The sequence below is a fragment of the Delftia sp. BGA-UO-ETr-SB1 genome (assembly GCF_059567865.1).
Genome location: NZ_JCAQOW010000004.1, coordinates 696,414 through 721,087, shown reverse-complemented (window position 1 = coordinate 721,087; position 24,674 = coordinate 696,414). Strand labels below are relative to the sequence as shown.

The 24,674-nt window shown below is 64.6% G+C and carries 20 protein-coding genes; 6 read left to right on the top strand and 14 right to left on the bottom strand.

The genetic code is table 11. From position 1 onward, the window contains the following. Nucleotides 1-81: 81 nt before the first annotated feature. Entirely contained in the window at nucleotides 82-981 is a 900-nt protein-coding gene (locus tag AC57B5_RS03725) for a LysR family transcriptional regulator (RefSeq protein WP_496398760.1), read from the bottom strand. 201 nt (nucleotides 982-1,182) lie between these two features. Between AC57B5_RS03725 and AC57B5_RS03720 the strand changes: the two genes are divergently transcribed. Then, the gene (locus AC57B5_RS03720; RefSeq protein ID WP_099733905.1) at nucleotides 1,183-1,794 is read left to right on the top strand and encodes a glutathione S-transferase family protein; all 612 of its coding nucleotides are present in this window, start codon (nucleotides 1,183-1,185) and stop codon (nucleotides 1,792-1,794) included. A gap of 46 nt (nucleotides 1,795-1,840) precedes the next feature. After that, a complete protein-coding gene (locus tag AC57B5_RS03715) occupies nucleotides 1,841-3,916 on the top strand; it encodes an FAD-binding oxidoreductase (protein WP_496398759.1) in 2,076 nt (691 codons plus the stop codon). An 86-nt stretch (nucleotides 3,917-4,002) separates the two neighbouring features. Here the strand turns inward: AC57B5_RS03715 and AC57B5_RS03710 are convergent, their stop codons facing one another. After that, nucleotides 4,003-5,034 (bottom strand): P-loop nucleotide/nucleoside kinase family protein, encoded by a 1,032-nt coding sequence (locus AC57B5_RS03710; protein WP_192367815.1) that lies wholly within the window; start codon nucleotides 5,032-5,034, stop codon nucleotides 4,003-4,005. Between the two features lie 149 nt (nucleotides 5,035-5,183). Between AC57B5_RS03710 and AC57B5_RS03705 the strand changes: the two genes are divergently transcribed. From AC57B5_RS03705 to AC57B5_RS03690, 4 genes are all read left to right on the top strand, one after another. Next, complete coding sequence (locus AC57B5_RS03705; protein ID WP_192367816.1) at nucleotides 5,184-5,882, top strand: hypothetical protein; 699 nt, start codon at nucleotides 5,184-5,186, stop codon at nucleotides 5,880-5,882. 15 nt (nucleotides 5,883-5,897) lie between these two features. Beyond that, nucleotides 5,898-6,131, top strand: coding sequence for a hypothetical protein (locus AC57B5_RS03700; protein ID WP_043781750.1), 234 nt, complete (start codon nucleotides 5,898-5,900; stop codon nucleotides 6,129-6,131). 167 nt (nucleotides 6,132-6,298) lie between these two features. Continuing rightward, nucleotides 6,299-6,763: a GNAT family N-acetyltransferase gene (locus AC57B5_RS03695; RefSeq protein WP_192367817.1), complete on the top strand. Its 465-nt coding sequence runs from the start codon at nucleotides 6,299-6,301 to the stop codon at nucleotides 6,761-6,763. 555 nt (nucleotides 6,764-7,318) lie between these two features. Beyond that, nucleotides 7,319-8,248, top strand: coding sequence for a hypothetical protein (locus AC57B5_RS03690; RefSeq protein WP_496398758.1), 930 nt, complete (start codon nucleotides 7,319-7,321; stop codon nucleotides 8,246-8,248). Here the strand turns inward: AC57B5_RS03690 and AC57B5_RS03685 are convergent. From AC57B5_RS03685 to AC57B5_RS03630, 12 genes are all read right to left on the bottom strand, one after another. Continuing rightward, on the bottom strand, nucleotides 8,220-8,555 hold the full coding sequence (locus AC57B5_RS03685; RefSeq protein WP_496398757.1) for a hypothetical protein: 336 nt from the start codon (nucleotides 8,553-8,555) through the stop codon (nucleotides 8,220-8,222). The genes AC57B5_RS03690 and AC57B5_RS03685 overlap by 29 nt on opposite strands. Before the next feature lie 272 nt (nucleotides 8,556-8,827). Then, on the bottom strand, nucleotides 8,828-10,672 hold the full coding sequence (locus AC57B5_RS03680; protein ID WP_496398756.1) for an acyl-CoA dehydrogenase: 1,845 nt from the start codon (nucleotides 10,670-10,672) through the stop codon (nucleotides 8,828-8,830). Nucleotides 10,673-10,780: 108 nt separating this feature from the next. Continuing rightward, complete coding sequence (locus AC57B5_RS03675; RefSeq protein WP_496398755.1) at nucleotides 10,781-11,956, bottom strand: acetyl-CoA C-acyltransferase; 1,176 nt, start codon at nucleotides 11,954-11,956, stop codon at nucleotides 10,781-10,783. Between the two features lie 59 nt (nucleotides 11,957-12,015). Further along, complete coding sequence (locus AC57B5_RS03670) at nucleotides 12,016-14,115, bottom strand: 3-hydroxyacyl-CoA dehydrogenase NAD-binding domain-containing protein (RefSeq protein ID WP_013802769.1); 2,100 nt, start codon at nucleotides 14,113-14,115, stop codon at nucleotides 12,016-12,018. A gap of 150 nt (nucleotides 14,116-14,265) precedes the next feature. Beyond that, nucleotides 14,266-14,961 carry an ABC transporter ATP-binding protein gene (locus tag AC57B5_RS03665; RefSeq protein ID WP_012205150.1) on the bottom strand — a complete coding sequence of 232 codons (696 nt, stop codon included), beginning with the start codon at nucleotides 14,959-14,961 and terminating at the stop codon, nucleotides 14,266-14,268. 10 nt (nucleotides 14,962-14,971) lie between these two features. Next, a complete protein-coding gene (locus AC57B5_RS03660; RefSeq protein ID WP_012205149.1) occupies nucleotides 14,972-15,799 on the bottom strand; it encodes an ABC transporter ATP-binding protein in 828 nt (275 codons plus the stop codon). A 3-nt stretch (nucleotides 15,800-15,802) separates the two neighbouring features. After that, nucleotides 15,803-17,167: a branched-chain amino acid ABC transporter permease gene (locus AC57B5_RS03655; protein ID WP_013802771.1), complete on the bottom strand. Its 1,365-nt coding sequence runs from the start codon at nucleotides 17,165-17,167 to the stop codon at nucleotides 15,803-15,805. Nucleotides 17,168-17,171: 4 nt separating this feature from the next. After that, on the bottom strand, nucleotides 17,172-18,125 hold the full coding sequence (locus AC57B5_RS03650) for a branched-chain amino acid ABC transporter permease (protein WP_013802772.1): 954 nt from the start codon (nucleotides 18,123-18,125) through the stop codon (nucleotides 17,172-17,174). Nucleotides 18,126-18,177: 52 nt separating this feature from the next. After that, nucleotides 18,178-19,413, bottom strand: coding sequence for a branched-chain amino acid ABC transporter substrate-binding protein (locus tag AC57B5_RS03645; protein WP_012205146.1), 1,236 nt, complete (start codon nucleotides 19,411-19,413; stop codon nucleotides 18,178-18,180). A 241-nt stretch (nucleotides 19,414-19,654) separates the two neighbouring features. Then, nucleotides 19,655-20,890 carry a branched-chain amino acid ABC transporter substrate-binding protein gene (locus AC57B5_RS03640; protein WP_013802774.1) on the bottom strand — a complete coding sequence of 412 codons (1,236 nt, stop codon included), beginning with the start codon at nucleotides 20,888-20,890 and terminating at the stop codon, nucleotides 19,655-19,657. Nucleotides 20,891-21,059: 169 nt separating this feature from the next. Continuing rightward, complete coding sequence (locus tag AC57B5_RS03635) at nucleotides 21,060-22,697, bottom strand: 3-(methylthio)propionyl-CoA ligase (RefSeq protein WP_034392681.1); 1,638 nt, start codon at nucleotides 22,695-22,697, stop codon at nucleotides 21,060-21,062. Between the two features lie 112 nt (nucleotides 22,698-22,809). Further along, a complete protein-coding gene (locus AC57B5_RS03630) occupies nucleotides 22,810-24,645 on the bottom strand; it encodes a CocE/NonD family hydrolase (protein WP_034392679.1) in 1,836 nt (611 codons plus the stop codon). Nucleotides 24,646-24,674: the final 29 nt, after the last annotated feature.

Sequence of the window (24,674 nt, the reverse complement as noted above, 5' to 3'; positions counted from 1 at the left end):
TGACTAGCTGTCCGGATTATGCAGTGACTTCAATAGGCGGACTTGCCGCCAGTGTGCCGAGGAAAACCCAGTCCGGGCCCGCTACCACCTCAACGCCGCCACCCGCAGCGCATCCACCGCCATATCGATGAAGGCCCGCACGCGATGCGCGGCGTGCCTCCCTTCCCTGTGCACCAAATGAATCGGCAGCGGTGGCCGCTCGAAGGGCTCCAGCACCAGGCGCAGTGCGCCGTCCTGCACGGGCTTGGCGATCTGGTAGAGCGGCAGGCGCGTGATGCCTTGCCCGGCCAGGGCGCAGTCCGCCGCAGCCTCGTTGGTCATGGACATGAGGCGCGGCTGCAGGCGCACGGCCAGGGCCTTGTCGCCTTCAAGAAACCGCCATTCGGGCGTGGAGGTGAGGCCGGATGCGGTGATGGTGGTGTGCTGCGCAAGCTCCTCGGGCCGCTGGGGCACGCCGTGGCCGGCCAGGTATGCGGGCGAGGCGCACAGCACCTGCCGCACGCTGCCCACGCGGATCGCCTGCAGCGAGGAGTCGGGCAGATCGCCGATGCGCACGGCCACGTCCACGCCCTCGTCCACCAGGCTGACCACGCGGTCCACAAACCAGCAGTTGACGTCCACCTCGGGAAACCGGCCCAGGTAGTCGTGCACCACGGGCAGCACGTGCATGCGCCCGAAGTTGACCGGCGCCGTGAGCGTGAGCCGGCCGCGCGGTGCGGCATGGGCGCTGGCGGCATGCTCGTCGGCCTCTTCCAGCTCGGCCAGGATGCGGCGGCAGCTGTCCGCATAGGCGGTGCCGGCCTCGGTCACGCGCACGAAGCGCGTGGTGCGCGTGAGCAGGCGCACGCCCAGGCGCTCCTCCAGGTCGGAGACGGCCCGCGTCACCACCGAGGGCGAGACCTTGAGCCGCCGTGCGGCCGAGGCGAAGCCGCCCGTGTCCACCACCGCGAGAAATGCCGTCATGGACTGGAAGCGATCCATCTGTGCCTGCCTTGTCTTTGTCGTGTGTCTGCCCGGCTGCGAGCGGCCCGCGCAGGCCTGCCCAGGTTGGCGCCGGCGCTTTGTTCGCGTTCCCGCAAGAGTGACTTGCCGCCGCCAGGGATTCTAAAGATGCGGGCGGAGAAGGAGGATACGTCCCGTGGCGCCGACAACCGGCGCCTTCACCAACCCCAAGGAACCGCAATGAAGCTCTACCACTTTCCCCTGTCCGGCCACGCCCATCGCGCCCGCCTCTTCCTCGGCCTGCTGGGCGTGGAGCATGAGCTGGTCCACGTGGACCTGGCCAACGGCGCGCAGAAGAAGCCCGAATTCCTGGCGCTGAACCCGCTGGGCCAGGTGCCGGTGCTGGACGACAACGGCACGGTGATTGCCGACTCCAACGCCATCCTGGTCTACCTGGCGCGCAAGCTGGACCGCCAGGACTGGATGCCCCGGGGCGCGCAGGCCGAGGCCGAGATCCAGAAATGGCTGAGCATCGCCGCCGGCCCCATCGCCTTCGGCCCGGCGGCGGCCCGGCTGGTCACGGTGTTCAAGGCCCCCTTCCAGGCCGAGGAAGTGATAGCCCGCGCCCACGCCATCCTCGCCAAGATCGAGGCGCAATTGACCACCCGCCCCTTCCTCACCGGCGGCACGCCCACGATTGCCGACGTGGCCCTGTACAGCTACATCGCCAGCGCGCCCGAGGGCAATGTGGACCTGCAACCCTACCGCGAAGTGCGCGCCTGGCTGGGCCGCATCGAGGCGCTGCCGGGCTTCGTGGCATTCGCCCAGACACCGGCCGGCCTGCGGGCCTGAGTGCCTGAGCCACACCTCCCCTGACCCCCCGGCAAAGGAGCGCACCATGCACCCGCAACCCCTGCAAAACCCCGCCTCGCCCTGGCATGCGGGCGAACTGGCGATCCAGCAAAGCGTTGGCGTCGTGGGCCGCATGGACATGCCGGGCCGCAAGTTCCTGCGCCCCTTCCTGCTGGACCAGCACCGCGAGTTCTATCCTCTGCTGCATTTCGTGGTGCTGGGCAGCGTGGATGCGCAAGGCGACGCCTGGGCCACGGTACGGGCAGGCGAGCCGGGCTTCCTGCACTCTCCCGACCCGCTGACACTGCATGTGGCGGCGGGCCGCGATGCGGCCGACCCGGCCGAGCCGGGCCTGGCAGACGGCCGTGCCGTGGGCCTGCTGGGCATGGACCCCATGACGCGCCGGCGCAACCGGCTCAACGGCACCGTGCGGCGCAAGACAGGCGTTGATGGGACGGGCGCCTTCGACATCAGCGTGGTCCAGAGTTTCGGCAACTGCCCGCGCTATATCCAGAACCGCAGCGTCCGGTTCGTCCGTCCTGCGGACGAGCCCACGCAGGTGCCGGCGGTCGAACTGGCATCGCTGGACCCGCGCGCGCGGGAGCTGATTGCGCAGGCGGACACGTTCTACGTGGCGTCCTACGTTGAGGACGGGGACGGCTCGCGCCAGGTCGATGTCTCCCACCGTGGCGGCAAGCCGGGCTTTGTACGGATCGACGCCGATGGAACGCTGACCATTCCAGACTTCTCGGGCAACCTGTTCTTCATGACCCTGGGCAACTTCCTGGTCAATCCCAAGGCAGGCCTGCTGTTCATCGACTCCGAAACCGGGGAAATGCTGCAGATGACGGGCGAGGCCAGCGTCATCCTCGACTCCCCGGAAATCGCCGCCTTCGAGGGCGCCGAGCGCCTGTGGACCTTCAAGCCCCGCCGCATCGTGCGCCGGCCCGACGCCTTGCCGCTGCGCTGGAGCATGGCCGCCGACGGCTGGTCGCCCCACCTGCAGATGACCGGAAGCTGGGCCGATGCCAGCCAGCGCCTGGCCGCCGCCCGGCTGGGGCGGCAGTGGCGGCCGTTCCGGGTGGCGCAGGTCGTGGATGAGAGTTCCAACATCCGCTCGCTCTACCTGGAGCCGGCCGATGGCATGGCCACGGTGGCTCCCCTGGCCGGCCAGCACCTGCCGCTGCGCCTCACGCTGGCGGACGGCAGCCATCTGCAGCGCACCTATACGCTGTCGCTGGCGCCTTCGGACGGGCGCTTGCGCATCAGCGTCAAAAGGCAAGGCCGAGCATCCAGCCATCTGCATGGCCTGAAGCCCGGCGATCTGGTCGAGGCCCGCCCGCCCGCTGGCAGCTTCACCGCCGATACGGCCCTGCGCCGCCCCGCCGTGCTGCTGGCCGCAGGCATAGGCATCACGCCCTTGCTGGCCATGCTGCGCCACATCGTCCACGAAGGCCGGCGCACCCGCAGCCTGCGGCCCACCTGGCTGTTCCAGGCGGCTCGCACGCGCAGCGAACGGGCCTTTGACACGGAGATTGCCGAACTGGTGAAGGCCGGCAATGCCGAGGTGCACTGGGTGCGCACGCTCAGCCAGCCCGGCACGGCAAAGGCCGGCCGAGACTACGACCATGAGGGCCACATCGACATGGCCCTGTTGAAAGCCACCCTGCCCTGGGACGACTATGACTTCTACCTCTGCGGCCCGGACACCTTCATGCAGGCCACCTATGACGGCCTGCGCGAACGCAATGTGCCCGACGAGCGCATCCACGCAGAAGCCTTCGGTCCCTCGGCCCTGAAGCGCTCCATGGCCGGTGCAACCCCCGCCGCCGAACTGCGGGCACCCGCCACACAGCCTGTCCGCATCATCTTTGCCGACTCGGCCAAGGAAGCGCGCTGGAAGCCCGGCGACGGCAGCCTGCTCGAAGTGGCCGAGGCCCGGGGGCTGGAGCCCGCCTTCGGTTGCCGGGGCGGCAGCTGCGGCGACTGCCGCGCGCGCGTGCTGCAGGGCGGGGTGACCTATGCCTCGCCACCCTCCTTCGCCGTGCCAGCGGGCGAGGCGCTGATCTGCTGCGCCGTGCCTGCGCAGGGGACGGGGGAGGCTTTGCATCTGGCGTTGTGAGGAGCCTGTCTCTGCGCGCTTTCCACATCAGGACATACCGACGGCAAAAGGCACATCAGCGATTGCTGCCCAATGCTTGGCTGCATCTAGCTTTCTATCTGGACGAGTATCGATTCATCAAGCTCTATGACTTCAAACAGGCCCTGACCCCGCTCATAGACCTCCCCTGACAGGAACCGAACCACTTTCTGGCCGATGAGCATGCACATCTCCACGACAAAGCCATCTGCATCCCGGCGCATGTCTTTTATCCGCACAAGGCCCAAGGGCAACTCAGCCAGCAGTCGGTCACGGTAACCAATGGATGCAGGCACGCCGGGACCCGACTCAGACGCCTCTGGAGTCACAAGGTACAGGCCGTGAAACCCGCTGCCATCCTCGATACGGGAAAGCATTGACCAGACACGTCCGTCCACCAGTTGGATCCAAATCTCGATGAACTGGAGATAGGGCACCTGCGGATGGCTCCAGACTGCTTCGCCAGGTACCCAGTGCTGCCGACCTGATTCATCCATATCCCAGCGGCCGCCTTCGGCCAACGCCATCTCGCAAGCTCGCCAGCCCACAATCACCTGCTGGTCGAGATCCTGAAGGGACGGGAACTGGCGCGGCCCCATGGGCTGGATGGAGCTCCCGGGGGCCGGCTTGGTGTCGTCGATATGGACTACCGCGAACCCTTCCTGCTCACTCGGCGGCTCGAACATGGCAAACACGCTGCGAATGGCCTGCTCCGGCACCTGGTGATCGGCTCGCCGCTGCGTGTTCCTCCGCAAGGCGGTCTGCAAATCGGCTTTGAGCCAAATACAGACTACGGGCACGCCATGTGATCTGGCGATCTGAATGGCACGCTCACGATGCACCGTCTTCGGAAGGGCGGCATCAAAGAACACCGCATCACCACCCAACGCTGCGGCGTTCTGTTGAATCCAGCTGCTCTTGCCTGCAGCTTGCACCCCCACCACCACATAGAGCTTGGTCGCGGGCGAGCTGACAGACAGTGCTTTGTCCAAGTCCCGGTACGCCAACTCCCATGCGGCAGCACTGCGTTCCGGGGTGAACAGGCGACCTTGTTCGGTTTCCAGATAGTGGTCTGGATTGATGTGCTTTGTAGTGTCCATGGTGAGCTGCAAGATTCTGGATCACTGTAGCTGGGCACGGCGCCGTACCGTCCGCAGACAAACGAACCCGCCATGCAAAACGGCCTTGATCGATACACTCGCTGCAATTCCTGCGCCCTCGTACACGCCGCAAATCCAAAGCCCTGCCCATGCAACTCACCAACTGCCTGCTCCGCCTGTCGCCCTTGGTCCTCACCTGCCACATCGGCCTGGCCTGCGCACAGATCACCACGCCCTCAGCAGGCACCTATGTGCGCAAGGGCGGGGGTGGCGATCTGGTGGTGCGGGCCAATGGCAAGTTCCATATCCAGACCGTCGGTGCCAACGGCCATACCTGTGAGCTGGAAGGCACCATCACCAACGGCCGGGCCAGGATGGCGAATTCGGCCTGCGCCGTGGACTTCACGCCTGCAGGCCAGCGCGTCGGCGTCGACACGGCCACCGCCGATGCATGCCGGGACTTCTGCGGCATGCGGGCCTGGTTCGGTGGCGATTACCTTCGGCCCACACCCGGCTGCACGGACAAGGCCATTGCCGCATCGCGCAGAAACTTCAAGCGCGCGTACGACGCCAAGGACTACCGCCTGGCGCTGACCACGCTGGCGCCGGTGCTGCAGGACTGCGATGAGGTGCTGACCGGGGTTATCAAGGGCTGGCTGCGCAACGACCTGGCGCTGGCGCAGCTTCGCTCGGGCGATGCAGCCGCCTGCCGCCAGACCCTGGCGCCGCTGGCCGAGGAAGCCGGCAAGACGGATCAGGAACTGCGCGAGGCCTATCCACCCACCGATGCCGATGTGGTGCTGCCCATGCTCAAGGCTGCGCGCACCAATCTGCGCTTGTGCAGTTGAGGCGGTGCCATCGCCATGAAAGATCCCGCATCGCCCAACGCAGGAATCTCCGGGCATTTCCGGCGTGAGGCGAAGTGGATGCTGTGGGTGCTTGGCGTGCTGCCCTTGGCGCTTGCCTTGCTGGCAGCGTGGCTGGCGCCACTGATCCTGAACCATGTGGAGAAAGACAAATGCCTGAAAGCTGGAGCACAGATCTCCAGGCAAACCGGCAGGTGCGAACGCCCTGAACAGGCGCCCCCGAAGGAGTGAATTGCGGGCTATCCCGTTGCCCGCCTGGCGCACGACGATGCCCTGTGCTTGGGCGTGGTGCCCATGCTGTAGCGGATCGGCGGCGGCCCGGGCGTCTTGCCCTATCCTTGTGCGCTTTCATTCCAACTGAGCAGCGCCCTTGAACCGGGCTTGACCCCTTGCCACCCATGACCGATATCCGCCCCGCCCACTTTCCCGAAGACCTCGACGCCGTGGTCCGCATCTTCCGGGAGTACGTGGCCAGCCCCACCGTGAGCCTGGACTTCCAGGACTTCGAGACCGAGTTCGCCGCCCTGCCCGGCAAGTACGCCGCACCCGAAGGCTGCGTGCTGCTGGCCTGGAAAGACGGCCAGCCCGTGGGCTGCGCCGCCCTGCGCCAGGTGGATGCGCAGACAGGCGAAATGAAGCGCGTCTACGTGCGCCCCACGGTACGCGGCGAGAACCTGGGGCGCCGCCTGGTGGAAGGCATCCTGGACGCTGCACGCCACACAGGCTACAGCCGCATCTGCCTGGACGTGCTGCCCGAGTTCCAGGCCGCGCAGCGGCTGTATGAGTCCCTGGGTTTTGCGGATGCAGAGCCGGTGAGCTTCAATCCCGTGCCGGGCACGCGTTATCTCGGACTGGATCTTTGAGGCATGCACCCTCCGGCAGGCGGCCTTCAGCGCCTGCACGGCTTCCGATGCGCTGACACCTGGTCCCTGAGTCCTCGTCTGCCAGCATTCGGCACGGTGAGACCGTAGCCCATCCCCCGGTCCAACAGCCTGCCCGCAAGCGCAGCGGCGGTACGGACCACCTCTCCCCGCATCCTTCATCCGCAAATGCCCGTGGCCGAGCCGGGCAGCCTGCGCTTGTGCCCCGTGAATACCGCCCATGGCGAATGGCGCTGCCTGGGACCAAACGCTCATTGGCAGCATCTCTATTCACCTGGAATTTCAAACCTGATTTTAGGAATTGTCCTAAGGATAATTCTGAAAATGATCTGTGGGCGACTTCTTTGATTGACCTCGTGCAGGCCATGAAATCAAATGAGGACTCTTCGCACAGCAAACATCAGAAACCCGCTCGGACACTGACAGCGGATTATTCGCCTGCTTGCAACCACTCATTTCCGTCAAATTGCCTTTATTGATCAAGGCGCATTGGCTGGAATCCTCGATTCCGCTTCTGATCCAGCGTCTCCATACACCATGCCAGCCTCCATTGCCGCCACCTTCTATCAGATCGGCTATGCCGACATGCTTGCTCGCCAAATGGAGCAGAAACAGATCGATGCCATTGTGCTCACGCCACAGGAATACGCAGACATACTGAGCGACAAGGCGCGCAACAATCCTCGCCTGGCGGCCACGCTGCATGCCATGCTGGCCCACAGTGCGCTTGGTCGATACTGGACACACACCGCCAGCCCGAATGCAGGCAAACCCTGGGTCGCTCCCGCCTCCCTGATGGTCAGCGACGCGTACCTGATCACCAAAACGCTGATTGCATTGGGCCTGGCCGGTGCCCGCTCCTATATCAAGACAACCGCCACAGGCACCTATATCATCATCACGGGCTACGCGGGACTTCGCCGCCAGCTGCTGCAAGGCACGCGATTCCTTGCCGCCAATCCACGCATGGTCCAGATGGGCCTGGGTATTCGCGGTCTGCAGAATGTGGCCAAGGGCGGGTTTCTTCTGAGCCTGGTGGTGGGCACCGGGATAGAGACACTGGACTTCATCTTCAATGACGAGAAGACCATGCATGATCTTGTGGGTGGGATTGGAGTGGAGGCGGTCAAGGCGGGATTGGCGACGATGGTGGGCCTTGGCTTGGGAATAAAGCTTGCAACGGCAACGTCCCTTGCAATTCTTCCTTTGGCTGCTGTGGCAGTGGCCGTACTTGTCACAGGAATCATCTTGAATCAAATAGACGATGATTTAAAAATCAAACAACATGTGATCAACATGCTACGCATTTCCACAAGCAGCATGCCTCAAGGAATATATCGAATAAATATAGACAAACTCAATCTGGAAAATCATAAAACAAATCATCAGATAGAGTATAAACTTAACGAGTGTTCCACAGAAATTTTCAGAAATGAATTTATGTGCCGCACAAATCGCAAAAACTAATCAATAAAATGTTGGACGCAAAAAAAATAAGGAAAACCTTGATTTGGGGCATCCCTTTAGATGTTTTCGTTTTTATTCTTTGCATTTGGTACATTAAGCATGCAATATTTAATGATATCAAAGATCTCATTGAACTATCAGCATCAATAAGAATAACACCCGGAGCACCAGTCGTAGCATATTTTCCCGTAATATTGGCAGTTGGTCTAATTTCTTCATTATCCAAGGCAATACCATGCAAAACATCAATTTTAAAGGTAACTGAACGCAGCTTTAACGCAACCATGCTGGCAGGATTAATAATCATGGCTTCTTGCCTTGCCCTCATAGCTCCCTTGCAATACTATGCAATGCCCAAACTTGGCTATACACGCTGTAATATCCTGGAAGGGCACCCCACCATATATTTCACGGACTGGGTCAAAAACCCCGAGTGGTGCGTTCGCGGAAAAACCAGGGAATGGGTCAAAGAGCAGGCCAGGCTCTCCGGCAACCTTGAAAATCCCTGAAATAAAAAAAAACGCAGACCACATGGTCCGCGCCTTTTTGCATCCTCCGGCAGCCGTGCTGCCAACTCCCTCAGAACGCCTCTTCACTCATCTCCGCGCAGGTCATGTCGCGCTCACGCACGACCTTGAGCCATGCGCCTATCCGGGGCAGTTCGTAACGGAAGAAGTAGCGCATGGCGGCCATGCGGCCAGCGTTGGCAGGTTCAGCCAGGGCGGCGTCCTTGGCGAGTACGGCCAGGGACACGTCCAGCCAGGTCCAGGCCAGTACCGTGTGGCCGAAGGCCTGCATGTACGGCACGGCATTGGCCAGGGCCTGTTGCGGGTCGTCGGTGGCCCATGCGGCCTTGGTGGTGGCGCCGACTTCCTGCAGAGCCTTGGCCAGTTCATTGGCATGGCCGGCCAGTTCGGGCCGGGCCATGGCGCGCTGGATGGTGTCGTTGATGCGCGTGGCCAGCAGCTGCAGGCCCTTGCCGCCCTCCATGAGCACCTTGCGGCCCAGCAGGTCCATGGCCTGTATGCCGTGCGTGCCTTCATGGATCATGTTCAGGCGGTTGTCGCGCCAGTATTGCTCCACGGGGAAGTCGCGCGTATAGCCGTAGCCGCCATGGATCTGTATGGCCAGGGAGTTGGCCTCCAGGCAGAACTCGCTGGGCCAGCTCTTGGAGATGGGGGTCAGCACTTCCAGCAGCAGCCGGGCCTCGGCCACGGATTCGGGCGTGCCGGTGTGCTGCTCATCGACCAGGCGCGCGCAGAACAGGTTCAGCGCCAGCGCGCCTTCGCAATAGGACTTCTGCGCCAGCAGCATGCGCTTGACGTCGGCGTGCTCGATGATGCGCGACTGGGGCCGCGTGGCATCCTTGCCGGCTGCACCCGGCGCCCCCTTGATCGGCCGGCCCTGCGGGCGGCTCTGCGCGTAGTCCAGGCTGGCGTGGTAGCCGGCCAGGCCCAGCATGGTGGCGGCCATGCCGATGGAGATGCGGGCCTCGTTCATCATATGGAACATGCATTTGAGGCCCTCGCCGGGCTTGCCGACCAGGTAGCCCACGGCCCCGGCGCCGCCGCGCACGGGAAAGCGCCCTTCCCCGAAGTTCAGCAGCGTGTTGGTGGTGCCACGCCAGCCCAGCTTGTGGTTGAGGCCGGCCAGGGCGACGTCGTTGCGCTCGCCGGTGAGTTGTCCTTCGGTGTCCACGAGCTTCTTGGGCACGATGAACAGCGAGATGCCCCGCACGCCGGGCACGGGCTTGCCATCGGGGCCGGGGATCTTGGCCAGCACCAGGTGGACGATGTTCTCGGTCAGCTCATGGTCGCCCGCGCTGATCCACATCTTGTTGCCCTTGAGGCGGTAGCGCGGGCCCAGCGCATCGCTCTCGAAGTCGGCGCCATCGGGCTCGGCACGGGTGGCAATGTCGCTCAGTGACGAGCCGGCCTGGGGTTCGGACAGGCACATGGTGCCGGCCCAGCGGCCATTGAATTCATTGGTGGCAAAGACCTGCTTTTGCATGTCCGTGCCGTGGGCCATGATGGCATTGGCATTGCCCGAGGTCAGCATGTTGGAGCCGATGCTGATGGAGGCCGCCGCGAAGAAGCTGTTGGCTGCCGCCTCCACCGTATAGGGCAGCTGCATGCCACCGATGTCGTAGTCCTGGGCGGCGCTGAGCATGCCCGAGTCGGCATAGGCCTGGCGCGCATCGTGGGTGCACTGGGGCAGGATGACTTTCTCGCCGTCGAACTGCGGCTCCTGCGTGTCCACGGTGCGGTTGAAGGGGGCGTACTTCTCGCGGGCGATGCGCTCGCAGGTGTCGAGCACGGCATCGAAGGTGTCGCGCGAATGGTCGGCAAAGCGCTCGCGCTCGCCCAGCGCATCGGCGCGCAGCCATTCATAGAGCAGGAAATCGATGGTGGAACGCAGGCGCATGGTGATGTCCGGAATCAAAAAAGAAGCCGCAGGCGCCGCCAGAGGGAGCGCGTGCGGCCAACAGGAGTAACGGGAACAGGCGGTGGCGGCCGCAGCCGCCACCTGCACTTACAGCACTTCGAACACGCCGGCGGCACCCATGCCGCCGCCGATGCACATGGTCACGCAGACACGCTTGGCACCGCGGCGCTTGCCTTCGATCAGGGCGTGGCCCGTCAGGCGCTGGCCCGACACGCCATAGGGATGGCCCAGGGCGATGGCGCCGCCGTTGACATTGAGGCGGTCGTTGGGGATGCCCAGCTTGTCGCGGCAGTACAGCACCTGCACGGCAAAGGCTTCATTGAGCTCCCACAGGTCGATGTCCTGCACCGTCAGGCCCAGCTTCTTGAGCACCTTGGGCACGGCGAAGACGGGGCCGATGCCCATTTCGTCGGGCTCGCAGCCGGCCACGGCAAAGCCCAGGAAGCGGCCAAGAGGCTTGAGGTTGTTGCGCGATGCATAGTCCTCGCTGACCACCACGCAGGCGCCTGCGCCGTCGGAGAACTGGCTGGCATTGCCGGCCGAGATCACGCCGCCGGGCAGCGCGGGGCGGATGCCCGAGATGCCTTCCTTGGTCGTGCCTTCGCGCACGCCCTCGTCCTTGCTGCAGGTCACTTCCTTGGTGATCAGGCCGCGCACCTTGTCGGCCACGCCCATGGTCACGGTGATGGGCGCGATCTCGGCGTCCAGCAGGCCGGCGGCCTGGGCCGCGCAGGCCTTTTGCTGGCTGGCGGCGCCGTATTCGTCCATGGCGTCGCGGCCGATGCCGTAGCGCTTGGCGACCTGTTCGGCGGTCTGCAGCATGCTCCAGTAGATCTCGGGCTTTTGCTTGGCCAGGGCCAGGTCCTGGATCATGTGCAGGTTCATTTCCTGCTGCACGCAGGAGATGGACTCCACGCCGCCGGCCACGTAGACATCGCCCTCGCCCGCGATGATGCGCTGCGATGCGGTGGCGATGGTCTGCAGGCCCGAGGAGCAGAAGCGGTTGATGGTCATGCCCGATGCGGTGATGGGCAGGCCGGCCTTGAGCGCGATCTGGCGCGCAATGTTCATGCCGGTGGCGCCTTCGGGGTTGGCGCAGCCCATGATCACGTCATCGACGGCGGCAGGGTCGACGCCTGCGCGCTGCACGGCGTGCTGCACGGCATGGCCGCCCAGCGTGGCGCCATGGGTCATGTTGAAGGAGCCCTGCCAGCTTTTGGCCAGGGGCGTGCGGGCGGTGGAAACGATCACGGCGGATGTCATGGATATTCCTTGTATGGCGGGTTTGCGGTGGTTCGCAAAAAGTTCGTGCGCCGCACGTCTCAGCTGAATTGCTTGCCTTCGGCCGCCAGCTTCGCCAGCAGCGGGGCTGGCTGCCAGAAATCGGCGTCGTCGTTGGGGTTCTTGGCGAAGCGGTTCATGGCCTGGACCACGTTGAACAGCCCGACCTCACCCGCGTAGTGCATGGGGCCGCCGCGCCAGATGGGGAAGCCATAGCCGGTCAGGTAGACCATGTCGATATCGCCCGACTTGCCAGCGATGCCGTCTTCCAGGATGTGGGCGCCTTCGTTGACCAGGGCGAAGACCAGGCGCTGGACGATTTCCTCATCGGAGATCTTGCGCGGGGTGATGCCCAGCTCCTTGCGGTGGGACTCGATCATCTGGTTGACCAGCTCGGACGGGATGGCGTCGCGCTTGCCCGCCTGGTAGTCGTACCAGCCCGCGCCGGTCTTCTGGCCGAAGCGACCCAGCTCGCACAGCTTGTCGGCCGTGCGGCTGTACTTCATGTCGGCGCGCTCGACGGCGCGGCGCTTGCGGATGGCCCAGCCGATGTCGTTGCCGGCCAGATCGCCCATGCGGAACGGGCCCATGGCGAAACCGAACTTCTCGATGGCCTTGTCCACCTGGGCGGGCGTGGCGCCTTCGTCCAGCAGGAAGCCGGCCTGGCGCGAGTACTGCTCGATCATGCGGTTGCCGATGAAGCCATCGCACACGCCCGAGACCACGGCGGTCTTCTTGATCTTCTTGGCCAGCTTCATCACGGTGGCCAGCACGTCCTTGGCGGTGTGCTTGCCGCGCACCACTTCCAGCAGCTTCATCACGTTGGCGGGGCTGAAGAAGTGCATGCCCACCACGTCCTGCGGGCGCTTGGTGAAGGCGGCGATCTTGTCCACGTCCAGCGTGGAGGTGTTGGAGGCCAGGATGGCGCCAGGCTTGGCAACCTCGTCCAGCTGCTTGAACACGGTTTCCTTGACGCCCAGCTCCTCGAACACCGCCTCGATGATGAGGTCGGCATTCTTGAGCGCGTCATACGACAGCGTGGTGCTCAGCAGCGCCATGCGCTGGTCGTACTTTTCCTGGGTGAGTTTGCCCTTCTTGACCTGGGCTTCGTAGTTCTTGCGGATGGTGGCCACGCCACGGTCCAGCGCTTCCTGCTTGGTCTCCAGAATGGTCACGGGAATGCCCGCGTTCAGGAAGTTCATGGAGATGCCGCCGCCCATGGTGCCGGCACCGATGACGCCCACGGTCTTGATGTCGCGCACAGCCGTGTCCGAGGGCACGTCGGCGATCTTGGAGGCCGCGCGCTCGGCCATGAACAGGTGGCGCAGCGCGCGCGACTCGGGCGACCACATCAGTTGCATGAAGGCATCGCGCTCCAGGGCCATGCCCTCGTCGAACTTCTTGCGCGCGGCGTTCTCCACCGTGTCCACGCAGCGGGCCGGGGCCGGGTAGTTCTTGGCCATGCCCTTGACCATGTTGCGTGCGAACTGGAAGTAGGCGTCGCCCTGGGGGTGCTTGCAAGGCAGGTCGCGCACGCGCGGCAGCGGACGCTTGTCGGCCACTTCCAGCGCAAAGGCCTTGGCCTCGTCCAGCAGGGACTCGGGCGAAGCGGCCATCTTGTCGAACAGCTTCTGGCCGGGGATGGAGGCCAGCAGCTCGCTCTTGACGGGTTCGCCGCTGACGATCATGTTCAGCGCGGTCTCCACGCCCAGCACGCGCGGCAGGCGCTGCGTGCCGCCTGCACCGGGCAGCAGGCCCAGCTTGACTTCTGGCAGGGCCACCAGGGTGCCGGGAGCGGCCACGCGGTAGTTGCAGCCCAGCGCCAGCTCCAACCCGCCGCCCATGCAGACGGTATGGATGGCGGCCACCACGGGCTTGCTGCCCTGGTCCAGCGAGTTGATCAGCGAGACCAGGTGAGGCTCGCGATACGCCTCTTCCTTGCCGAACTCGTTGATGTCAGCGCCGCCCGAAAAAGCCTTGCCGGCGCCCGTGATGACGATGGCCTTGACGGCCGGGTCGGAATAGGCCTTGTCCAGCCCCTCGACGATGCCCCGCCGCGTGGATAGTCCCAGGCCGTTGACCGGCGGATTGTTCAAGGTGATGACGGCGATGGCACCGTCCACTTTGTATTCAGCAGTCATGCTGTTGTCCCCTATGCGATAGAAAAAGAACGATCGTGCGATTTTGATTGTAAAAAAAATGCGGGCCGGCGCCACTGCGGTTTGTCCCAAGCGGGACAAGCGCCGTGGCCCGGGCCGCCTGCCTGGCAGCATGCCCAGCCTTGTGCGGCATCAGACCTCCAGCCACTCCTTGCGCACCTTCTGATCGGCGCGCAGCCCGTCGGGCGTGCCGTCGAAGACGATGCGCCCATGGCCCATGACCAGGGCGCGGTCCGAGATGCTCATGGCAATGGTGAGCTTTTGCTCGATCAGCAGCACGGACACGCCGCGCTGCTTGATCTTTTGCAGGTACTCGCCCACCAGCTCGACGATCTTGGGTGCCAGGCCCTCGGTGGGCTCGTCGATGATGATCAGGTCGGGGTCGCCCATCAGCGTGCGGCACAGGGTCAGCATCTGCTGCTCGCCGCCCGACATCACGCCGGCCTCGGTGTGCTGGCGCTCCTTCAGGCGCGGGAACATGGCGTACATGTCGTCGAAGCCCCAGCGGCTGTCCCGGCCCTTGCCCTTCTGTCCCAGCAGCAGGTTCTGGTGCACGGTGAGGTTGGGGAACACGTCGCGGCTCTCGGGCACGTAGCCCACGCCCAGGTGGGCGATCTCGTAGGCCTTGCGGCCGGTCAGGCTCTGGCCCTTCCAGTCCAGCGAGCCCTCCCAGTGCACCAGGCCCATGATGGCCTTGGCCGTGGTGGAGCGGCCCGAGCCGTTGCGCCCCAGCAGCGCGACGATCTCGCCGGGCTGCACCGAGAAATCCACGCCATGCAACACATGGCTTTTGCCGTAATAGGCATGCAGGTTGTTGATGTTCAGCATCCGTGCTCCCTCAATGTGCGCCAGCTTGTTGATCCGCCACAGACGAGCCCAGATAGGCCTCCTGCACGCGCGGATTGGCACGCACGGCCTCGGGCGTGTCGTAGGCGATGACTTCGCCGTAGACCACGACGGCGATCTTGTCGGCCAGGCCGAAGACCACGCCCATGTCGTGCTCCACGGTCAGCAGGGTCTTGCCTTCGGTGACCTTCTTGATCAGCTGGATGAAGTGGGCCGTTTCGCTGTTGCTCATGCCGGCCGTGGGTTCGTCCAGCAGGATGACGCCGGCGCCGCCGCCGATGGTGATGCCGATCTCCAGCGCACGCTGCTCGGCATAGGTCAGGTTGACCGCCAGCGTGTCGCGCTTTCTGTGCAGGCCGATCATCTCCATCAGCTCATCGGCGCGGGCATTGGCGTCGCGCAGCTTCGACAGGAAGCGCCAGCAGCTGTAGCGGTAGCCCAGGCTCCACAGCACGCTGCAGCGCAGATTCTCGAACACGCTGAGCTTGGGAAAGATGTTGGTGATCTGAAAGCTGCGCGACAGCCCCATGCGGTTGATTTCATAGGGCTTCTTGCCGTCGATGCGCTGGCCGTTGAGCAGCACCTGGCCGCTGGTGGGCTCGAAGCGGCCACTGATCAGGTTGAACAGCGTGCTCTTGCCCGCGCCGTTGGGGCCGATGATGGCCACGCGCTCGCCCGGCTTCACGGCCAGCTGGGCGCCGCGGATGATCTCGGCCTTGCCGAAGCGCTTGTACAGGTCGCGCAGCTCCAGCGCATAGGTGGCCTCGCCAGCCGCGGCGGCGGCCGCGGTGCCCGGACGTTCGATTGCAATGCTGGACATGGTTCAACCCTCCCCGCGCTTGATGGCTTCTTCGATTTCTTCCTGGATGCGCTCCCAGCGGCGCAGGCACCAGCGCCTGGCCACTTCCAGCAGGCCCAGGCCCACCACGAAGATGGCAACGGCCACGGTCCAGGTCGATGCCGAGCTGGTATCGAGCTGCACGCCCATGAACGAGACCTGCGGACCCAGGGCCGCATTGAGCTGCAGGTGGTAGATCATCTCGACGATGGCCGCGCCGCCCACGATCATGACCAGGGCGCTGGCCGCGATGGCCAGGTAGGGCTGGGCCAGCCGGCGCCACTTGCCGAAGCGCGCCACGCGCAGGTTCATCATGATCAGGCTGGCCACGCCACCGGGTGCGTACATCACCATCAGCAGGAACACCAGGCCCAGGTACAGCAGCCAGGCCTTGGTCAGCTCCGACAGCAGCACCGAGGCCAGCACCAGCAGCACGGCGCCGATGATGGGCCCGAAGAAGAAGGTGGCGCCGCCCAGGAAGGTGAACAGCAGGTACGAGCCCGAGCGCATCACGCTCACGCTGTCCATGGCCGTGATGATCTCGAAGTTGATGGCTGCAAGTCCCCCGCCCACGCCTGCGAAGAAGCCCGCGATGATGAAGGAGAAGTAGCGCACGCGCTGCGTGTTGTAGCCCACGAACTCCACGCGCTCGGGGTTGTCGCGCACGGCGTTGAGCATGCGGCCCAGCGGCGTGCCCGTGAAGGCGAACATGGCGGCCGTGCAGATGAAGCAGTAGGCGGCGATCAGGTAGTACACCTCCATGCCCGAGCCGAAGGTCAGCCCGAAGAAGGGCTTGCCATAGACGCGGTCGGTGGTGATGCCGCCCTCGCCTCCGAAGAACTCGGGGAACATCAGCGCCATGGACGCCACCAGCTCGCCGATGCCCATGGTGATCATGGCGAAGGTGGTGCCCGACTTCTTGGTGGTCACATAGCCCAGCAGGGCCGCGAAGAACATGCCGCCCAGGCCGCCGATGATGGGAATCAGCACCAGCGGAATGCCCCAGTCGCCGGAGCTGGCCCGGTTCATCGCATGGATGGCGATGAACGAGCCCAGCCCCGTGTAGACCGCATGGCCGAAGCTCAGCATGCCGCCCTGCCCCAGCAGGATGTTGTAGGACAGGCAGATGATGATGAGATAGCCGATCTGGCTGAGCATGGTCAGCGCCAGGCTGCTGGTGAACACCAGCGGCGCGACGATCAGCGCCAGGGCGAAGGCGCCCCAGATCAGGATGCGGCCGATGTTGAGCGGCTGGAAGCTGTAGTGGCGCCCTGCGCCCGCAGCCCCCGAAGCGCCCGGAACGCCTTTTGCGGCAGTGGATGTCATGGTCGTTTTGGTGATCGAGGACATGGTGTCAATCTCCCCGCGTGCCCAGGAGGCCCTTGGGCCGGAAGATGAGGATCAGCACCAGGAACAGGTAGGGCAGGATGGGCGCGACCTGGGAGATGGTGAGCTTGAGCAGCGGCCAGCCAAAGGTCTGCTCGCCGACCGGGCTGCCCAGCGAGGTCAGCAGGCTGGCCAGCGACCAGTCGATGGCCACGGCAAAGGTCTGCACGACGCCGATCAGCAGCGAGGCCACGAAGGCCCCCGCCAGCGAGCCCATGCCGCCGACCACCACCACCACGAAGATGATGGAGCCGACCGACATGGCCATGGCCGGCTCGGTCACATAGGTGTTGCCGCCGATGACGCCGGCCAGCCCCGCCAGCGCGCAGCCGCCGCCGAACACCATCATGAACACGCGCGGCACGTTGTGGCCCAGCGCCTCCACCATCTCGGGGTTCTTGAGCGCGGCCTGGATGACCAGGCCGATGCGCGTGCGCGTCAGCAGCAGCCAGACGGCCACCAGCATCAGCAGCGCCAGCAGCATCACGAAGGAGCGCGAGCGCGGGAACTGCGTGCCGTACAGCGTGAACAGCGGGCCCTGCAGCGCGGGCGGCAGGCCGTAGGGCACGGTGCCCCGGCCCCAGACCAGCTGCACCACCTCGAGGATGAGATAGGACAGGCCGAAGGTCACGAGCAGTTCGGGCACATGGCCGTACTTGTGCACGCGGCGCAGGCTGTAGCGCTCGAACATGGCGCCCAGCGCGCCCACCAGCAGGGGCGCGACGAACAGCGCGCCCCAGAAGCCGATGATGCCGCTGAGCGTGTAGCCGAAGTACGCGCCCAGCATGTAGAAGCTGGTGTGGGCGAAGTTGAGCACGCCCATCATGCTGAAGATCAGCGTCAGCCCCGAGCTGAGCATGAACAGCAGCAGTCCATAGCTCACGCCGTTGAGCAGCGATATGGTGAAGAACTCAAGCGTCATCGAAAGGCCTTGGTCTCGGTGCGTTGGGGACAGGAAGCGGTGCGGGCCGCTCTCAGGACGGGCGCTTCATCTGGCAGGAGGTGGGCGTGCTGGCCACGTAGGGCTCGTAGTACTTCACCGGGGCGAAGGTGTAGCCCGTGTTCTCTGCGTCATACGGGTTCTTGCCGCCGGCCTTTTCCCAGCGCGTGATGTACAGGCCCTGCTGCAGCTGGTGGTCGGTCTTGCGCATCTCCACTTCGCCGTTGAAGCTCTTGAGCTTCATGCCCTCCAGCGCGGCCGCCACCTTCACGGGGTCGGTGCCGCCGGTCTTGACGAAGGCCGCATCCAGCAGCGCGAACACGTGGTAGATCGAGCTTTGCGTGAGGTCGTCGTTCATCTTCTTCTTGAACTCGGCCATCAGCGGCTGGATGGGGCCGCCCATGTTGTAGTGGCCATAGCCCACGGTGTAGACCTTGCCGTCGGAGGCCGCGCCCATGGCCGTGGGCGAGCCCGAGCCGAAGGCGTAGTAGGTATAGAACTTGACGTTGTTCAGGCCCGCGTCATTGGCGGCCTTGAGCAGCAGCGACAGGTCCGAGCCCCAGTTGCCCGTGATCACCGTGTCGGCGCCCGATTGCTTGATCTTGGCGATGTAGGGCGCGAAGTCGCGCACCTGGGCCAGGGGCGCGAAGTCGTCGCCCACCACCTGCACGTCGGGCCGCTTGGCCTTGAGCATTTCCTTGGCGTACTTGGAGACCTGCTGGCCGTGCGAGTAGTTCTGGTTGATCAGGTAGACCTTCTTGACTTCGGGCACGTCCTTCATGTACGTGGTCAAGGCCTCCATCTTCATGGAGGTGTCGGCATCCAGGCGGAAGTGCCAGTAGCTGCACTTGCTGTTGGTGAGGTCCGGGTCCACGGCAGCGTAGTTGAGGTAGACGACTTCCTTGCCCTTGTTGCGCGCGTTGTGCTTTTCCAGCGCATCCATGATGGCCAGGGCCGGGCCCGAGCCGTTGCCCTGCACCACGTAGCGTGCGCCCTGGTCCATGGCCGAGCGCAGCACGGCCGTGGTCTCCTGCGGGCTGAGCTTGTTGTCCAGCGGGATGATCTCGAACTTCACGCCCGAGGCATTTTTCCTGTTGAACTCCTCGGCCATCAGCTGGAAGGTCTTGAGCTGGTTCGTGCCCACGGCGGCCATCAGACCCGACAGCGGATCGATCCAGCCGATCTTCACCGTCTCGCCCTTTTGCGCCCAGGCGCCCGATGCACAGGCCAGCATGGCCGAGGCGGCCACCGAATGCACGATCCACTTCATTTTTCTGTCTCCTTTTTCCGGTTGATTCGGATATCTGTATTGGCGCCAGACTAACGCCTGAATGACAATTTCCCTCTGGGGAATGCCTTAGAAACTATCGCGCATGCGACTTGGCTGCGGCCCTGGACACATTGGCGACAGATCGCCATCGATCAGGCCAGGAAACCGTGTTTTGCCTGATTTCGGGCAAAAAAAGGGGCGCCTCGCGCCCCTTTGCGAAGTTCAATGGCCAGTTATGCCGTCATGAGGGTCGCTTCATCTCACAAGATGTCGGCGTGCTGGCCACATAGGGCTCGTAGTACTTCACGGGAACGAAGGTGTAGCCGGTGTTCTCCGAATCCATCGGGTACTTGCCGCCGGCCTTTTCCCAACGCGCGATGAACAGGCCCTGCTGCAGCTGGTGGTCGCTCTTGCGCATCTCCACTTCGCCGTTGAGGCTGTTGAACTTCATGCCTTCCATGGTGGCCGCCACCTTGGCCGGGTCCGTGGTCTTGGCGCGCAGGAAGGCCTGGTCCAGCATGGTCAGGCCCGAGTACAGCGAGCCCGTGTACATGTCGTCGTTGAACTTGGCCTTGTAGCCCTTGGTGATGCGGTCCAGCGGGCCGGGCAGGTTCATGTGGCCGTAGCCCACCATGTAGACCTTGTCGGCGGCGGCCGCGCCCATGGCCGTGGGCGCGCCGGTGGCGATGGCGTAGTAGGTGTAGAACTTGACGTTGTTCAGGCCTGCATCGCTGGCGGCCTTGATCAGCAGCGCCAAGTCCGAGCCCCAGTTGCCCGTGATCACCGAGTCGGCACCCGACTGCTTGATCTTGGCTATGTAGGGTGCGAAGTCGCGCACCTGGGCCAGCGGCGAGAAGTCGTCGCCCACGATCTCCACATCGGGGCGCTTGCGCTTGAGCATCTCCTTGGCGTATTTGGAGACCTGCTGGCCGTGCGAGTAATTCTGGTTGATCAGGTAGACCTTCTTGACTTCGGGCACGTCCTTCATGTACGTGGTCAAGGCCTCCATCTTCATGGAGGTGTCGGCATCCAGGCGGAAGTGCCAGTAGCTGCACTTGCTGTTGGTGAGGTCCGGGTCCACGGCAGCGTAGTTGAGGTAGACGACTTCCTTGCCCTTGTTGCGCGCGTTGTGCTTTTCCAGCGCATCCATGATGGCCAGGGCCGGGCCCGAGCCGTTGCCCTGGAAGACGTAGCGCACGCCCTGGTCCATGGCCGAGCGCAGGGCCGCCGTGGTTTCCTGCGGGCTGAGCTTGTTGTCGATGCCGATGATCTCGAACTTCACGCCCGAGGCCGTGCCCTTGTTGAGCTCCTCGGCGATGTACTGCAGGCTCTTGAGCTGGTTGGACCCCAGCGCGGCCATGAGGCCGGACAGCGGGTCGATCCACGCAACCTTCACCGTCTCGCCCTTCTGGGCCATGGCGCCCGTGGCGCAAGCCAGGGCCAGGGATGCCGTCAATGCCTTGATCGCAAACTTCATGAAGCGTCTCCTCTTGTGGTGGTTTCTGGGCGAGGCCCAGGGTAATGGCCCCTGTGCCCTGCCCTGATCGGTGATTGCCCCTAGCGGCTATCGCCGACGAGACTCGGACCGGCCGCCCCGGCCAGGACATGCCCCCGCATGCCCTGGCCCGGTGGCCGCCCGCAACGGCTCAAAGCCCCGGCAGCCGGTAGCCGGCCAGCTGCTCGCGCAGCCGGGTCTTGAGCATTTTTCCGGTGGCGCCCAGCGGAATGGCATCGACGAAGACCACGTCGTCGGGGATCTGCCACTTGGCGGTCTTGCCCTCGTAGAACTTGAGCAGTTCCTCGCGCGTGACCTCGGCGCCGGGCTTCTTCGCCACGGCGACGATGGGGCGCTCGTCCCACTTGGGATGCGGCATGCCGATGCAGGCGGCCATGGCCACGGCCGGATGGGCCATGGCGATGTTCTCGATGTCGATGGAGCTGATCCACTCGCCGCCGGACTTGATCACGTCCTTGCTGCGGTCGGTGATCTGCATGAAGCCGTCCGGGTCGATGGTGGCCACGTCGCCCGTGGGGAACCAGCCGCGGCCCTGCGCGTCCTTGACCAGCGGGCTCTCGCCCTTGAAGTAGCTGTCCACGATCCAGGGGCCGCGCACCAGCAGGTCGCCGTAGCTCTTGCCGTCCCAGGGCTGGTCGGTGCCGTCGCTGTCGACGATGCGCATGTCCACGCCGTAGATGGCGCGGCCCTGCTTTTGCAGGATCTTCATCTGCTCGTCCTTGGGCAGCTGCAGCTGCTTGTTCTTGAGCGTGCACAGCGTGCCCAGCGGGCTCATCTCGGTCATTCCCCAGGCATGCAGCACCTCCACGCCGAACTCGTCCTGGAAGGCCGTGATCATGGCCGGCGGGCAGGCGGAACCGCCGATCACCGTGCGCTTGAGCGTGGAAAACCGCAGGCCGCCCGGCCTGATGTGGCCCAGCAGCATCTGCCAGACCGTGGGCACGCCGGCCGCGTAGGTGACGCCTTCGGCCTCGATCAGCTCGTACAGCGACTTGCCGTCCAGCGCCGGGCCGGGAAACACCAGCTTGCAGCCCGTGAGCGCGGCCGAGTAGGGAATGCCCCAGGCGTTGACGTGGAACATGGGCACGACGGGCAGCACCGAGTCGCGCGCCGATATGCACATCACATCGGGCAGCGCGGCCGCGTAGGCGTGCAGCGTGGTGGAGCGGTGGCTGTACAGCACGGCCTTCGGGTTGCCCGTGGTGCCGCTGGTGTAGCACATGCTGGAGGCCGTGTTCTCGTCGAATTCGGGCCACTGGTACTGGTCGGACTGGCCGCCAATCCAGTCCTCGTAGCTGACCAGGCCCGGAATGCCGCTGTCGGCGGGCAGGCGGTCCGCATCGCACAGCGCCACCCACTGGCGTACCGTGGGGCACTTGGCATGCACGGCCTGGATGATGGGAAGGAAGGTCAGGTCAAAGCACATGACGCGGTCTTCCGCGTGGTTGATGATCCACGCCACCTGGTCGGGGTGCAGGCGCGGGTTGACCGTGTGCAGCACGCGGCCCGAGCCGCTGACGCCGAAGTACATCTCCATGTGGCGGTAGCCGTTCCAGGCCAGCGAGGCCACGCGGTCGCCGGGCTGCAGGCCCAGGCCGTCCAGCGTGTTCGCCAGCTGGCGCGAACGCCGTGCCAGGTCGCGGTACGTATAGCGATGGATATCGCCCTCCACCCTGCGCGAGACGATCTCCGCATCGCCATGGTGGCGGTCGGCGAAGTCGATCAGCGACGAGATCAACAGTGGTTGGCTTTGCATCAGACCCAGCATCTATAGGCTCCTAAGGTGATTGAACTTCGTGAACGTCGTGAACTGCGGACCGCGGATTCGCGCAAGGCCAAGGCCCTGGTGCGCGATGCCGCTGCCCGCATGGAGGGTGGGCTCAGGCCGGCGCCCTGGGTCCGATCCCGGCAGGGACAGGCGCATCGTTTTTCCGGCATGGTTGACGCATTGTCTTGTCGCAACTCGGCAGCGTCTTCGCATGCTCGTATGGGATATACCCTAGGACGATGCTGGAGGCATGCGCCGCGTCATGCCACAGCGTGTTCGTGGACGGCGTCTTGTCGTTGCCGAAGATCCAGTATCCGGTCTGCGATGGCGAATCCACTGTCACGCGAATGCTTGAACCGGCGCGGAACACATGCGCGAATTTCTGGATCTCCACCCGCATCAACTGGGGCTGGCCGGCAACCAGTGGCACATCCTTGTCCCGTGTGTAGGCACCCCAGGGACGCAGCGCCGTGGAACGGCTCTCATCGAGCGCACGCTTGGAGGCACGCAGCCAGCCGCGCTGCACGAACATCTCCTGCCCGTCCGGCCGCACCTCGGACACGGTGACCTGGATGTCGGTATTGGCGGCCGTGGCGCTGAGCCACAGGTCGGCCGAGCCTTCGCCATAAAAACTCAGGTCCTGCGGCAGGGCCGCCGTGGTGAAGACCAGCTGGCCATCCTTTTCCGACGCGGGCACGGCGGGCCAGCCTTCGGCCGCCGGGTTGTTCACCTGCGGACTCAGGGCCGGATAGCGGTAGCTGGACGAAGCCGTGCCTGAGGCGGGTGCGCTGTCGCCCAGCGCCTGGCCGGGCTGCATCCACAGGCGCAGGGGCTTGACCTGGACAGGCAGCCGGTCAAACCGTGCCTCGCCCGTGGGCATGAGCTTGGCGCCGCCATTGAGGGCCTTGGCGTCCGTGGTCTGCATCTCCTGCAGCAGGCGCACGCGCGGCTCCTTGTCGAAGCCGTTGTCCTCGCCCTTGACGAAGCGCGCCAGGAAGCGCTTCAAGGTCTGGTCGATATGGTCCGAGGTGATGTTCGTGTGGTGGTCGCCGTTGGAGCTGACCAGCCACATCCTGTCGGGCGCAATGGTGTCCTCGTAGTAGCCCGAGCGCGGGCCGATCTGCTCGTCCTGCCAGGACTGCGTGCCCAGCGTGGGGATATTGATCTTGCCGCTTTGCAGCATGGCGCTGCGCTCCAGGTACAGGCCATCGGCATAGGGGTTGTCCAGCCACTTGATGAGGTCCAGCTCGGGCCGCTTGATCTTCTCGATATTGTCGGCCACCGTCTTGGCGCATTCCGTGTCGCCACCGTTCTTCACCGCCAGGTCGGCAGCCGTGCGCCAGATGCGCGGGAAGCCGTTCCACCACTGCGCCGGAAAACCGATGTTGGCAATGCCGCCCGGATAGCCCACGTCGCGGTAGGGATCGCCCACATTCTTGCTGGGCGTGATCGCCAGCAGCCCCTTGGGCCGGTGCGCAGCCACCCACAGCTGGTTGTAGCCCGAATACGAGTAGCCGATCATGCCGATGCGGCCATTGGACCAGGCCTGCCGCCCGGCCCATTCGATGGCAAAGGCCCCAGCCGCACCTACGCTGGCGTCAAACACCTTGTCATCCCCCGTGGAGCAGCCCGTGCCCGGCACATTCAGCCCCATGACCGCATAGCCTTCCTTGGTCCAGGGACTGCTGATGTTGGGGTACGAGCCCGAGATATAGCCGTCGTACTCGACCAGCAGCGGGAACGGGCCCTGCCCCTCGGGCAGCAGCAGCGAGTAGCGCATCCTGCTGCCGTCCGGCAGGGTGATGTAGCCCGATTGCTGGCCCGGCCCCATGGGCGCGGGCATGCCCGACGATCCCCCTCCGCAGGCGGCCAGGCCCACGGCGGCGGCGGCAATGGCCCCCGCCAGCGGCCAGCGCCAGGCATGTGTGAAAACGGTCTTGACTGTCATGGGTACTTGTCTCCTTCGTTGTTGTTGGC